9 protein-coding genes are annotated in these 13,121 nt (G+C 40.1%); 5 read left to right on the top strand and 4 right to left on the bottom strand.

What is annotated here, in order from left to right; genetic code table 11:
* The first annotated feature begins 7 nt into the window (after positions 1-7).
* The 5 genes from KIH23_RS03005 (at position 8) to KIH23_RS03025 (ending at position 7,201) form a co-directional block, all read left to right on the top strand.
* Positions 8-1,270, top strand: coding sequence for a sensor histidine kinase (locus KIH23_RS03005; protein ID WP_213211189.1), 1,263 nt, complete (start codon positions 8-10; stop codon positions 1,268-1,270).
* Positions 1,263-1,955 carry a response regulator transcription factor gene (locus KIH23_RS03010; protein WP_213211190.1) on the top strand — a complete coding sequence of 231 codons (693 nt, stop codon included), beginning with the start codon at positions 1,263-1,265 and terminating at the stop codon, positions 1,953-1,955. Before KIH23_RS03005 ends, KIH23_RS03010 begins: the two co-directional genes overlap by 8 nt.
* A 97-nt stretch (positions 1,956-2,052) precedes the next feature.
* Entirely contained in the window at positions 2,053-3,975 is a 1,923-nt protein-coding gene (locus KIH23_RS03015) for a tetratricopeptide repeat protein (protein ID WP_213211191.1), read from the top strand.
* A 2-nt stretch (positions 3,976-3,977) separates the two neighbouring features.
* Positions 3,978-4,739 carry a LytR/AlgR family response regulator transcription factor gene (locus KIH23_RS03020; RefSeq protein ID WP_213211192.1) on the top strand — a complete coding sequence of 254 codons (762 nt, stop codon included), beginning with the start codon at positions 3,978-3,980 and terminating at the stop codon, positions 4,737-4,739.
* A gap of 20 nt (positions 4,740-4,759) precedes the next feature.
* The gene (locus KIH23_RS03025) at positions 4,760-7,201 is read left to right on the top strand and encodes a T9SS type A sorting domain-containing protein (RefSeq protein WP_213211193.1); all 2,442 of its coding nucleotides are present in this window, start codon (positions 4,760-4,762) and stop codon (positions 7,199-7,201) included.
* Between the two features lie 63 nt (positions 7,202-7,264).
* Here the strand turns inward: KIH23_RS03025 and KIH23_RS03030 are convergent, their stop codons facing one another.
* The 4 genes from KIH23_RS03030 to KIH23_RS03045 all read right to left on the bottom strand — a co-directional run bounded on the left by KIH23_RS03030 (position 7,265) and on the right by KIH23_RS03045 (position 13,063).
* Positions 7,265-8,806 (bottom strand): acyl-CoA carboxylase subunit beta, encoded by a 1,542-nt coding sequence (locus tag KIH23_RS03030; RefSeq protein ID WP_213211194.1) that lies wholly within the window; start codon positions 8,804-8,806, stop codon positions 7,265-7,267.
* Positions 8,807-8,810: 4 nt separating this feature from the next.
* On the bottom strand, positions 8,811-10,253 hold the full coding sequence (locus KIH23_RS03035) for an acetyl/propionyl/methylcrotonyl-CoA carboxylase subunit alpha (RefSeq protein WP_213211195.1): 1,443 nt from the start codon (positions 10,251-10,253) through the stop codon (positions 8,811-8,813).
* A 2-nt stretch (positions 10,254-10,255) separates the two neighbouring features.
* Entirely contained in the window at positions 10,256-10,741 is a 486-nt protein-coding gene (locus tag KIH23_RS03040) for an acetyl-CoA carboxylase biotin carboxyl carrier protein subunit (RefSeq protein ID WP_213211196.1), read from the bottom strand.
* A gap of 132 nt (positions 10,742-10,873) precedes the next feature.
* Positions 10,874-13,063: a B12-binding domain-containing radical SAM protein gene (locus KIH23_RS03045; RefSeq protein WP_213211197.1), complete on the bottom strand. Its 2,190-nt coding sequence runs from the start codon at positions 13,061-13,063 to the stop codon at positions 10,874-10,876.
* Positions 13,064-13,121: the final 58 nt, after the last annotated feature.

Genomic DNA, 13,121 nt, shown 5'->3' on the forward strand with positions numbered 1-13,121 from the left:
GCTTCAAGTGAAAATCAACAGACTCAACAGCATCATTGTACTCGGACTGATTGCCATCATCGGCATCTTGATCGCACAGCTTTTGTGGACCAAACAAGCCTTTAATCTTGAAGAAAAAAAATTCAGTCAAAAGACGCACATCGCTTTGCTGGAAGTAGCCAAAAAACTCTATGAAGGCACCAACCGCGAATTACCCGCCGAAAATCCGGTACAGAAAATCTCGAATGATTATTACATCGTCAACATAGACAACGACTTTGAACCTCAAATTCTGGATTATTACCTCAAAAACGAATTTGAAAAAGTCAACATCGGAACCGATTATGAATACGCCATGTACAACTGCCAAAGCGATGAAATGGTGTATGGAAATTACGTCTCGGCTTCAAAAACCGCCGATAAAAACCATTCGGTGTATTTTCCGAAGCACAAAAATTTGGTGTATTATTTTGCCGTGCGATTCCCGAATGAAACCAGTTATTTGTTTCGATCGCTCAAATTTTGGTTGGCTTTATCCGGCGGAATCATCGTGATTTTGCTCGTATATGTGTTTTCGATTTTGACGATTATGCAACAAAAAAAATACTCTGAATTGCAGCGCGACTTCATCAATAATATGACGCATGAATTCAAAACTCCGCTGTCATCCATCTTGATTGCTTCAAATTTTCTCAAACAACAAAACGTCATTCAAGCCGACGAAAAGCTTGAAAAATACACCGAAATCATCATCGCGCAAAGCAAAAAACTCAACGCTCATATTGAAACGATTCTCAACAGCGCCAAATCAGACAACGGGCCTTTGGTATTGAACAAAACTACGGTTGATTTGATGGCATTGTTGCGGGATGTGATAGAAAATATTCAGCTCAAATATCCGCAAAGTCACATTAAAACTGAAGCGCCCGACAGCCATGTTTTGCTTGAAGCCGATGCTTTTCACCTCACCAATATTTGTTATAATTTGCTGGACAACGCTATTAAATATTGCGAAAAAACACCTGAAATTACGGTAAAAATTAATCAGAAATCCAATCAAATTAAATTAGATTTTATAGACAATGGAATCGGAATTTCTAATAAAAACCTTCCGTTTATCTTTGATAAATTCTACCGAATTTCAAGCATCAAAAGCAATGAAGTCAATGGTTTTGGTTTAGGATTGTACTATGTCAAAAAAATCTGCACGTTGCACCATTGGAAAATTTCAGCTCAAAGCAATACAAATGGAACAACAATTACCATTTTAATTCCTGCTCATCATGGCTAAATGTAAAATTCTCTATGCCGAAGACGACCAAACCCTCGCCTTTTTAACCCAAGATAATTTGGAACAAAATGGCTATGAAGTGGTGCATTGTTCTGATGGAATTTTGGCCTTAGAAGCTTTTAAAAAAGAGGCTTTTGACATTGCAATTCTCGATATTATGCTGCCCAAAATGGATGGTTTTGAATTGGCTTCTGAAATCAGAAAACGCAATACTGAGGTTCCACTGATTTTTCTATCGGCCAAAACGCTCAAAGAAGATCGCATCAAAGGTTTGCGTTTGGGCGCCGATGATTATTTGGTGAAGCCTTTTAGCATTGAAGAATTGATGCTCAAAATTGACATTTTCTTAAAGCGTTCTCAAAAAAACACTACGCCATCAACCAAAACATGTAACATCGGAACATTTGAATTTGATCCGCAGAATTATGTGCTCATCCGCAATGGCGAAAAAACCAAACTTACCCAACGCGAATCTGAATTGTTGCAGTTTTTTATTGAACATCAAAATACGGCGCTCAAACGCGAGTTCATTCTCAAATCAATTTGGGGCGATGACGATTATTTTATGGGAAGAAGTCTGGATGTTTTCATTTCAAAGCTCCGAAAAATACTGGCCGCCGATACTTCACTTAGCATTGAGAACCTACATGGAATTGGGTTTCGATTTACGGTAAAATCTGCCTAAAACATCGAATTCTCATTACTGATAAACGAATTCTAGATTCGGCCACAGCAAACAAAAGCGTTCCGTTATATTTGTGTAGCTTTAATCTGGAAGTTATATGAACTCAAGGAAATTTTTCGCTTTTACTCTATTTTTGCTTTGGAGCTTTTTGGGTTTTGCTTCTGATATTAATAATCGCCCGAGCATCTCAACGGCAATTGACACTACTCAAGTAAACGCACTCAATTTAAAAGCTGACGCGCTCAAAGAAATCAATCCGGATTCTAGTTTATATTTCTGTAAAAAAGCTGCGGCTTGGTCAAACAAACTCAAATTCAAGCCCGGATTGGCACAAGCTGCCATTAATGCCGGAAACGCATACATCATTCTGAGTCAGTACAAAGAAGCGTTGGGTGAATTTACCAAAGCCCAGCAAATCTTTACGTCGCTGGTTCAAGAATCATCTTCAAAAACTTTTAAAACCGGTTTGGCCCGCGCTTATGCGAGTATGGCAGTGGTGCATTCAGAAATTAACAACTATCCGATGGCTCTTGATTTTTATGGAAAAGCGCTCAAAATTTACCTCGAAACCCATCAAAAAAATTACTGCGCCAAAGTGTACAACAATATTGGCATTGTATATAAATCGCAAAAAAGATATCCGCACGCGCTTGAATATTTGCAAAAAGCCTTGATGCTTCAAAAAGAAACCAACGATGCCTCGATGCCCACCACTTTGACCAATATGGGCGCGATTGCTTTTGAACAACAAAACTACCAGTTGGCTGAAAATTATTATCATCAAGCCGAACAAGCTTTTGAAAAAATAGGTGCATCGAGAAACAACGCTTTGTTATTGACTTATTGGGGCGATTTATGCTTGCAGAAAAAAGATCACACACAAGCCAATAATTATTATCAAAAAGCATTGGCCGGTTATCAATCGATGCAAAATGATTTTGGAGCCGCATTGGTTTGGTACAAAATAAGCGGATTGCAATTTGAATTGGGGCAATATTTGGCCGCTTTGACCTCGGCTGAAAAATCTTTGCAATTGGCTCAATCTATTGGAACGCAAGACCAAATTATTGAGGATGAAAAACGCATCAGCGAAATATACGCGGCCCTCAACCAACCGCAAGCTGAACTGATACATTACAAAAAATACATTGCTGCCCGCGATGCGCTGAACAATTGGGAAAACAACAAAAAGTTTTTGCGCGCCGAAATGAACTTTGAATATCAGAAAAAAGAGGCGCTCATTCACGAAGAAAACAAACGCCAAAATCAGTTGTTTTGGTTTGTGGTTATTGGCGGATTATTGCTGATCGGGCTGGTTTTTGTAACCTACAACCGACTGCAAATCAAACGCCGATTGACCTTGCAAAAAGAAGTGGCCGAATACGAACAAAAAGCGTTGCATTTGCAAATGAATCCGCATTTTGTGTTTAATTGTTTGAGTTCAATTTCAAGTTTTATCTTGCAAAACGGAACCGATTCGGCCATTAAATATTTGGCTAAATTTTCTAAGCTTATGCGCTTAACCCTTGAATATTCTAAGGCTTCGCTGATTCCGGTGCACAAAGAAATTGAAAGTTTGCAGCATTATCTTGAACTCGAACAACTGCGCTTTCACAAAAAGTTTGATTTTACCATTCAAGCTTCGACCAGTGTTGAAGACGATATGGCTTTGCCTCCGCTGCTGATTCAGCCGTTTGTTGAAAATGCCATTTTGCACGGAATTGTTCCGAAAGAAACCAACGGAAACATCGACATTGTTTTTAAAGTAGAGCAAGAACAATTGGTTTGCATCATCACCGATGACGGCATCGGGCTGAGTAAATCAATGGCCATCAAAGAAAACTCTGTAAAAGCGCATGAATCAATGGCACTCGAGATTACCAAAAAGCGTCTGGAAATGATCGAATCTACCACGCATCAAAAAGCGCGTGTGCTCATTGAAGAAGCCAGCGATCAGCCATCAGGAACACAAGTAACACTGTATTTGCCCATTCAATATTTAACCAACCAAAACAACTAAGCATGATTACCGCTGTACTCATAGACGACGACCAACATTTGCGCGCAGGCATGAAAAGTATGCTCAAAATGTACGCCTCTGACATTAAAATTGTAGCCGAAGCCGAAAGTGTTTTATCGGGCAAAGAAGTCATTGAACAATGGGAACCTCAGGTGATTTTTTTAGATATTCATTTGGCCGACGGAACCGGTTTTGACATTTTAGAGCAACTCAAAGCGGCGCAAAACAAACTCAGTTCACACATTGTATTCATTACCGCCCACGAGCAATATGCGCTCAAAGCTTTTAAATTCAGCGCGCTTGATTTCTTGCTCAAACCCGTCGACCCTGAAGATTTGCAGCAAGCTATGAGCAAAGTCAAAGTGGCGCTTGAGAAAAACAGCACTTTTGAGCACATTGATTTGCTCATTGAAAACATTCGTAAAAAAACAGATCACTTCAAACGCATTGCGCTATCCACTTCAGAAGGCATTCATTTATTTGAAATTAGTGACATTATTCGCTGTGAATCAATGGACAATTACACCAAGTTTTTCATCAAAAACCAAAAGCCGATGCTGATTTCAAAAACGCTCAAAGAATATGAAGAACTTTTGGCACAACACGGTTTTGAACGCGTGCATCAGTCACATCTAATCAATTTGGCTTATCTGAAATCATACATCAAAACCGATGGCGGTTATGTGCTCATGGCCGATGATTCGCGGATTCCGATTGCCCAACGCAAAAAAGAACGATTAAACGAATTGCTCAAATCAATTTAAGAACAAAACAAACAGACATCATGAAAAATATATTTTACACTTTATTGCTTTTCTCAGTTGTGGCCCATGGGCAAATTGTGAATATTCCGGATGCTGATTTTAAAGCATTTCTTATAGCCTCTGGGTTTGACACTAATAACGATGGACAAATTCAGTACAGCGAAGCACAAGTAACAACAAACTTGAATTTACCACCCAACACGATTCATGATTTAACAGGAATTGAGGCTTTCACTAATTTGCATATCCTAGCAATTACGAATGCTCCTATTACATTCTTGAATGTTTCAAACTTATCTAATTTATACAGTTTAGATATTAGTGGTACCTTGATAACTGATTTAAATCTAAACAATTTATCAAACCTAAATTCATTATCAATTGGCGCAAACAATAACTTAGAATCTACAATTAGTTTAAATGGTTGTACAAACCTTGAATCGGTTATCGTAATGAATTCAAAAATAAGTAGTTTAGACTTAAGAGGTGCTACGAATTTAAATCATCTTGAAGTAATAAATTGTGATTCTATTACAGAAATTAATTTTGAAAATTTACAACATTTAGACCAACCTATTATTAGAAACAATCTTCAATTAAGCAATATCAGAGGAGCAAATAGTGGAATTCTGATGCTATCGGTATTTGTTGCCAACAACAATATTCAAACTGTTGATGTCTCAAATTGTCCATTCCTTAATACTTTGGAAATAAACAGTTCATCATTAGCTTCTGTTAATATCAATAATTCTCAATTGTTAAGAGAGATAAGATTAACCAGTGATTTTTTATCTTCAATAGATTTATCCACAAATAATTTACTTGAACTTTTTGCATTGAACTCATTAAATACAAATATGGTATTGACATCCCTAAATTTTTCGAGCAATCATAATTTGAATAATTTAAGTCTAAATAATTGTAATCAGATCAATACATTGTTTATAAAAAATGGTAGAAATGAAACGGTTACATTTCAAAATTTACCAAACCTTAATTACATATGCGTAGATGATAGCCAATTGATTAATATGCAAAGTCAATTGATTGCAAGCGGATTAAACAATACAGTCTGCAACAGCTATTGCTCTTTTACGCCCGGAGGCGATTACAATACCATTACCGGAAAGACCCAATATGACCTTGACAACAATGGTTGTGATGACAATGATCTTGTTTATCCGTATGTAAAAATAAATCTTAATGACGGTATAAATCAAGAAGCAACTTTTACCAATCTAAACGGAGCTTTTACTTTTTACACCCAAGCCGGTAATTTTAATCTAACACCACAAACTGAAAACCCAACTTGGTTTAATTTCACGCCACCTAATGCTTTGATAAATTTTCCGGTGGTTGACAATTCTGTGCAAACACAAAACTTTTGCATCACACCCAATGGTATTCATCCGGATTTAGAAGTCATATTATCACCTTTCGGACCAGCTCGTCCGGGCTTTAATGCTTATTATAAAATCGTCTATAAAAACAAAGGAAATCAAACGCTATCTGGTCAGGTAAATTTGACTTTTGATGATGCCCGTATAGATCATATTTCAGCAGCCCCAATCATTGATGGTCAAACAATCAATACTTTGAATTGGAATTTTAATAGTTTGACTCCACTTGAAACTCGTTCTATAATGCTGAATCTAAATATTCATTCCCCAACCGACGTGCCTGCCGTTAACGCTGGAGATATTTTGAATTTCACAACATCAATAAGTCTATTCACCGGTGAAGAAACCCCTAATGACAACACTTTTGAACTCAATCAACCTGTGGTCAACAGTTACGACCCAAATGACAAAACCTGCCTTGAAGGCAATACCATTGCGGCTTCTGAAATTGGTAAATATGTGCATTACAACATTAATTTTGAAAACATCGGAACCAGTGAAGCCATCAATATTGTAGTCAAAGACACGATTAATCTTCAAATGTTTGACATCAATAGTTTGCAGTTGCTCTATGCCTCGCATCCGGTTGAAACCAAAATCAGAGACGGTATTGTTGAGTTTATCTTTAGAGGAATTCATTTGCCGCCATCCAACGGAGGACCCATTGGCGGACACGGCAATGTACTGTTCAAAATCAAAACCTTGTCCACGCTGCAAGTCGGTGATGAAATTGCCAACACGGCCAACATCTTTTTTGATTACAACCACCCAATTGAAACCAATGAAGCGCGCTCGGCTTATACCAACTTGAGCCAATCGGTCTTTACCAAAGATGAAAGCATTGATTTGTTGCCGAATCCAACCCAAGACAAAGCAACAATTACAGCTCTATACGCATTAAAATCGATAGAAATTTTCGATGTACAAGGCAGATTATTGCAAACCATCATTGATCACGGAAAAACCAAAACCATTGACTTATCAAGTTATAGTCGCGGCATTTATTGGGTAAAAATCAATACCGAAAAAGGAAGCGCTGTTGAGAAGCTTATTAAAGAATAAAAATGGTTAGTTAATTGAAAAACGCCGTTTCATTGCTGACCGGCGTTTTTTTATCAATTTATTTTACAAAGGAATATTTCCGTGTTTGCGTTGTGGCCTTTCGACTACTTTGTTTTCGAGCATACTAAACGCTTTGATGAGTTTTTTGCGCGTGTCTTGGGGTAAAATAACCTCATCAACAAATCCGCGTTGGGCCGCTGTGTATGGATTGGCAAACAAATCAGCATATTCAGCTTCTTTTTCAAGCAATTTGGCTTCAGGGTCAGCAGCTTCACTAATTTCTTTTTTGAAGATGATTTCACTGGCTCCTTTGGCACCCATTACCGCAATTTCTGCCGATGGCCATGCAAAGTTCATATCGGCACCGATGTGTTTTGAATTCATCACATCATAAGCGCCGCCATAGGCTTTTCGGGTAATCACCGTGACCCGCGGAACCGTCGCTTCGCTGAGCGCATACAGCAATTTAGCTCCGTGAACAATGATGCCGTTCCACTCTTGATCGGTTCCCGGCAAAAAGCCCGGCACATCAACCAAAACCAATAACGGAATGTTGAAACAATCACAAAAACGCGTAAAACGAGCGGCTTTAATCGAACTTTTCACATCTAAACATCCCGCCAAAAACATCGGATTGTTGGCTACAATGCCCACACTTCTTCCGGCCATACGCGCAAAACCTACAATAATGTTCTCAGCGTATTCTTTATGAATTTCAAAAAACGAATCCTCGTCAATAAGTCCGGTAATGACCTCGTGCATATCATAAGGTTTGTTGGCATTATCGGGCACTATGTTATTGAGTTGCGGTCTGATTTCATCGCCCAATTTAAAAGGCAGTTTTGGCGTGGTTTCCCGGTTGTTTTGCGGAAGATAACCCAGCAACTTTTTAATGTCATCCAAACAAGCCACTCCGTTGGGCGAAGTGATGTGTGCCACACCTGATTTAGTCGCATGCGTCAATGCACCACCGAGTTCTTCAGAGGACACCTCTTCATTGGTAACGGTTTTTACCACATTCGGACCGGTGACAAACATATAGCTGTTGCCCTCAACCATCATCGTAAAATCGGTCATAGCCGGCGAATACACCGCGCCACCCGCACAAGGACCGAGAATAGCAGATATCTGCGGAATTACCCCTGAAGATTGTACGTTTCTAAAAAAGATATCGGCATATCCGCCCAATGAGCGTACACCTTCTTGAATACGCGCACCGCCTGAATCGTTCAGACCAATCATGGGCGCACCCACTTTAAGCGCCATATCCATGACTTTGCAAATTTTCTCGGCATGCGTTTCTGACAAAGCACCGCCAAATACGGTAAAATCTTGGGCAAAAACATACACCAATCGGCCATTGATGGTTCCGTAACCGGTAATTACGCCATCGCCGTAATAGATTTCTTTTTCCATGCCGAAATCGGTGGTTCGGTGCGTTACGAGCATTCCGATTTCTTCAAAAGAACCTTCGTCTAACAAATAATTGACACGTTCGCGTGCCGTGAGTTTTTTCTTTTCATGCTGCTTGGCAATGCGTTTTTCACCACCGCCAAGTTGGGCAAGCGCTATTTTTTCGTTTAAGAGATTTATTTTTGATTCCATAGTTTTAAGAGATTGGTAAACGAACCACTTTTTGATCGGACAGATATTGCTTTAAAGCGACAAGCATAGCTACTTCAGCTTCAGTTTCGCGTTGTTTTTTAAGGATTTCGGCATCGTAGTATTTTTTAACAAAATTAGTATCAAAATGTCCCGAGCGGAAAGCTTCGTGTTGGCAAACAAAAGTTCCAAACGGCAAAGTAGTTTGTACGCCTTCCACTTTATAATGGGCAATGGCTTGAATCATAAGTTCAATGGCCTCTTCACGCGATGCTCCGTAAGTGATGAGTTTTGAAAGCATCGGATCGTAATAAATCGGAATATCCATGCCTTGCTCAAAACCATTGTCTACGCGAATGCCTTCGCCTTGCGGCAAACGATACACGTCTAAATGTCCGACACTCGGTAAGAAATCGTTGATAGGATCTTCAGCATAAACGCGCAATTCAAGAGCGTGTCCACAAATTTTGAGGTCTTCTTGTTTGAGCGCGAGCGCCTCGCCTCTGGCCACGCGAATTTGCAATTCAACCAAGTCAACTCCGGTAATCATTTCGGTCACCGGATGCTCTACTTGCAAACGCGTATTCATTTCAAGGAAATAAAAGTTCAGATTTTCGTCGAGCAAGAATTCAACAGTTCCAGCTCCTAAATAATCACACGATTTGGCAACCATAACCGCGGCTTCACCCATTTGTTTGCGCAATTCGGGCGTGAGCACAGATGACGGAGCTTCTTCGACCACTTTTTGGTGTCGACGTTGAACACTGCATTCGCGTTCAAAAAAGTATAAGATATTGCCATGCGCATCAGCCATGACTTGAATTTCAATATGGCGCGGAGAAGTTACATAACGCTCTAAAAACACAGATCCATCGCCAAAAGCAGCTTGTGCTTCACTCACGGCACGGTTCATTTGGGCTTCAAAATCAGCTTCTTTTTCAACGACGCGCATGCCTTTTCCACCGCCGCCGGCTGAAGCTTTGATGAGCACCGGAAAACCCACTTCTAAAGCAACTTTTTTGGCCTCGGCTATATCGGTAATGGCGTGATCAATGCCCGGAACCATCGGAATATTATAAGCTTTAACGGCATCTTTGGCCGCCAATTTACTACCCATAATTTCAATGGCTTTTGATTTTGGACCGATAAAAATGAGGTTGTTTTTTTCAGCAGCTTTGGCAAATTCGGCATTTTCACTCAAAAATCCGTAACCCGGGTGAATGGCATCTACACCGAGCTCTTTGGCCACTTCAATAATTTTGTCTCCGCGCAAATACGATTCGCTCGAAGGCGCCTCACCAATACAAACCGCTTGGTCGGCAAATTTTACGTGCGGGGCATTTCTATCGGCTGTTGAATAAATAGCAACGGTTTGAATACCCATTTTCTTGGCGGTTTTCATTACTCTGATGGCAATTTCACCGCGGTTAGCAACTAATATTTTTTTCATGTTTATTCAAATTCAATTAACAATTGGCCTTTGTCAACAGCAGCTCCTACGGCCACCGAAACCGATTTAATGACACCTTCGCGCGGTGAGAGCAAGCTGTTTTCCATTTTCATGGCGCTTAAAATCAGCAGCGGATCATTTTCTTGAACGGTTTGCCCCACAGACACATTGATCTCAATAATCAGCCCCGGCATAGGCGCTTTTACTGCATTAACGTGTTTGGCACTACCCGATTCAAAGCCCATTTGTTGAATGAGTTGATCTAGTGTGTTTGAAATTTTAACGGTGTAGGCATTGTTATTGACCGATACCGTATAGGTTTTTTGCAGAAAATCGGCCTGAAGAATTTCAGCCTGATACGGCTGAGCATCGCGCAAAACGTGATATTCATGGGTATCCACTTGAACTGCGTCGAGTTGGTGAACATCGCTTTCAGAGCACTCAAGAGTTTTGAGTTTGTCCACTGATAGCTTATAGGATTGTTTCATAAACGATATTATTTTAGTCCGGAAGTAAATTTAGAGAAAACCCAACGGATAATATCTGATAAAAGTCAAGAAAATTGCAAAATTGATATATGCGTTTTTGAGCGCGAGAAAAATCTTTCAAGCCCGATGAATTTAAACAGCGAGCAAACCTTTAGTGCGAAGCGTTTGCATGGGTTTTGAAAACCAGAAAAGTTCAAAATGATCTAGCTTTTCTTCAAAAGAAGTTTGTAGTTTTTGTAATGTCCAACGCACTTCGGCCGATGGTTTTAAGTATTCTAATTGTTCTGCCAACCACAAACCTTGTTCTTTTTCAAAAGTTAAAACCAATTGATCAAATCGGTTGTGAAAAAGCAATTCGGCAACTTCCCAAGTTTGGCCTTTCTTAGATTTAGTGGTGATTTTAATTTGTGGTTGCGCACCCAACCAAATGAGCTTGGCTTGCGGTTTCATTTTAAAATCGGTTTCAACTTGCAAGGCTTGCTGAATATAATCAGGTGAAATTCGCGTTCGAGGAATTTTAAAATCAAACCAATTTTGAAGCGGCTCATCAAAACAGATTCCGTGCATGTAATTGTACAGCGATTTTCTGAGTCCGAAGCTAAATTGTTCGTGGTCAATTTTTGTAGCATCTTCAAAAAGCAAATCATTGTTGGCAAATCGACCCTCGGGATGCGTTGTTGGAACCACGCCAAATTCTTCAGGATGTAATCCAACCGGACTGTGCGCCGTCATGGCAAATCGATGCCAAAATCCAGACTGAACGATACCGGCTTCAAAAAGTTGACGTACCATTTCTAAACTGTCTACTGTTTCTTGAACGGTTTGCGTTGGATAACCATACATCAAATAAGCATGCACCATGATGCCGGCTTGGGTAAAATTTCGGGTAACTTGTGCTACTTGTTCGACCGTTACGCCTTTGTCAATAAGCGCCAAAAGCCTATCAGAAGCTACTTCAAGTCCGCCCGAAACCGCAATGCAACCCGAGGCTTTGAGCAACCAACACAGATCAGCAGTGAAGCTTTTTTCAAAACGAATGTTCGTCCACCACGTAATGGTGAGGCCGCGGCGTAAAATTTCAAAAGCAACTTCACGCATCAAAGCCGGAGGCGCTGCTTCATCTACAAAATGAAAACCGCTCTCACCCGTTTGCTCGATTAAAGTTTCAATGCGATCAACAATGAGTTTGGCCGCGACGGGTTCGTACACTTTGATGTAATCAAGCGAAATATCGCAAAACGTGCATTTGCCCCAATAACAGCCGTGTGCCATGGTGAGTTTGTTCCAGCGTCCGTCGCTCCACATTTTGTGCATCGGATTGGCCATTTCAATCACCGATATATATTGATCTAACAACAAATCAGCATAATCCGGAGTGCCCACTTGACTCATTTTATAATCAGACTGAGTCGCATTATTTTTATAAACCACTTGCTCGTTTTCAAGCAAAAAAGTGCGTTTGTAAACCGGATGCTGAGCGTTTAAATTTTTAATCAGTAATTCAACCGGTAATTCGCCATCGTCTAAAGTGACGTAATCAAAAAAATCAAAAACGCGTGGCTCAGAAAGCGAGCGCAATTCGGTATTGGCAAAGCCTCCACCCAAAGCGATTTTGGTTTGCGGATGATGAATTTTAAACCATTGCGCCAATCGAAACGCTGCGTATAAATTTCCCGGAAACGGCACTGAAACCAACACCAAATCAGGAACAAATGTTTGCGTTTTTTGCGTCAATACATCAAAAAGTAAAGTATCGATATAGGTAGATTCAGCTAGTAAAGCTTCGTGCATTTCATCAAACGATTGTGCGCTGCGGCCTAGTTGTTCGGCATAACGACTGAACCCGAAATGAGGATCAACGGTTTCAACGATAAAATCGGCTAAATCTTCAAGGTATAAAGTAGCCAAATGCTTGGCTTTATCTTGTGTTCCCATCGCACCAAAAGCCCAATCGAGTTCTTGCAATTGGTTAAATCTGGACGCTTCGGGCAAGAAATACTGTTGACAAATTTGCAAGGCCAAAGTTGGATTTTTTCCTTGTAAAAAAGCTATAACCGAATCAATGGTTTGAATGTAATCAGCACGCAAAGCGTAGATTCGCTGCGCATTTTCAGACCAATTCTCGTTGGGAAGCCTGCATTGGATAAACAAGTTTTTTAATCCTTTGGAGGAGAACAATTCGAGAATTACCTCGATTCCCAAATCAGCTTGTGTTGACTCAATATCAATTGTATTGAGAAATCCCTTGAGGTAAGCCGTGGCCGGATAAGGCGTATTGAGCTGCGTAAAGGGCGGTGTTACAAGTAAGATTTTTGGGTTCAAAAGCTATGCAATTTGCCACAAATGTAAGTGTATTTGTTTTATCACAAGCAGATGTTAA

Source organism: Flavobacterium sp. CYK-55 (genome assembly GCF_018413465.1).
GTDB lineage: Bacteria > Bacteroidota > Bacteroidia > Flavobacteriales > Flavobacteriaceae > Flavobacterium.